Genomic DNA, 1,059 nt, shown 5'->3' on the forward strand with positions numbered 1-1,059 from the left:
ACCGCTCTGCGTGGCACCAGAGCCGCGCTGGCCTCCGCGGCCGCGTGCGCTATCTCTGGGAGCACTGATGTGTAGATATCTGAAGTGATCAATTGACTGGAGTGGCGCAGCATCGACGACGTCGTCTTCATGTCGTTGCCCGCCGCCAGCGACAGCGTGGCCGCTCCGTGCCGCAGGTCGTGCAGCCGGATAGGGGGCAGCCCGGCCGCGAACACCAGCCGCTGGAAATGGTCGCTGACCCAATCCGGCTTCAGCTCCGAGCCGTCTTCCCAGGTGAACATCCTTCCTGTGTCGATCCAGGACGGCCCGAACACCGCCCTCTCCTGGAGCTGATGTTCGCGGTGCTCTCGCAAGGCCTTCAGCGTGCCTCGATCGAGCGCGATGATCGCATCCGACGACTCCGTTTTCGGTATCCCCTCCTGCACCTTCCTGCCGACGTTCGTCAGTTGCGTGTACACCGCCAGGGTGCCCTCGTCCAGGTCGCAATCGACCCATCGGGCGCCGCATGCCTCACCTCGGCGCAAGCCTCGGAAGGCGATCAGGTGGTAGAGCGCGTACAACCGGTCGGTGGCAGCGTGGTCGAGAAATGCACCCAGCTGAGCGGGCGTCCACACCATCACCGGTGAAGGGCGCTGCGTTGCCAGCCATGTCTTGAATCTCTCCCGCCGCTTCTTCGGCTGGAGCTTCGCCGCGCGCTCGGCTGCCAGCAGCTCCTCGTAGGCCGCGTTGAACGCCTGCACTCGAGCGCCTGTCCATACCACCCCTTTCGCCTTCTTGCCCGAGTCCAGTTTCACCAGCGCCGCGGCGTTGAAGGAGACGACGTGTTCTCGCTCAGCCGACGCGAGCACCGTCCGGATCGTCGCGCGCACCCGCTGCTTGGTCACCGGCCCGGTGATCCGCTTGCCTCGCACCGAAGCGCGTACCGCTGGATCGTCAGACTTGCGAGCGGCCGACAGCGCAGCGTTCTTCTCATCAATCCAGTTGAACACCCGCTCGACGGTCGGCACGAACACCTTGTCCATCCGCACGTTCTCGAGCACTCCCCGGATATGCGTCTCA

The 1,059-nt window shown here is 65.0% G+C and carries 1 protein-coding gene; it reads right to left on the reverse strand.

Translation table 11 applies throughout. The annotated features are described in order from the left end of the window. A partial coding sequence (locus KME79_RS44305; protein ID WP_219552675.1) for a site-specific integrase occupies window positions 1-1,022 on the reverse strand: 1,022 nt, incomplete at its 3' end. Window positions 1,023-1,059: the final 37 nt, after the last annotated feature.

This window comes from Nonomuraea harbinensis (assembly GCF_019396385.1).
Classification (GTDB): Bacteria; Actinomycetota; Actinomycetes; order Streptosporangiales; family Streptosporangiaceae; genus Nonomuraea; species Nonomuraea ferruginea.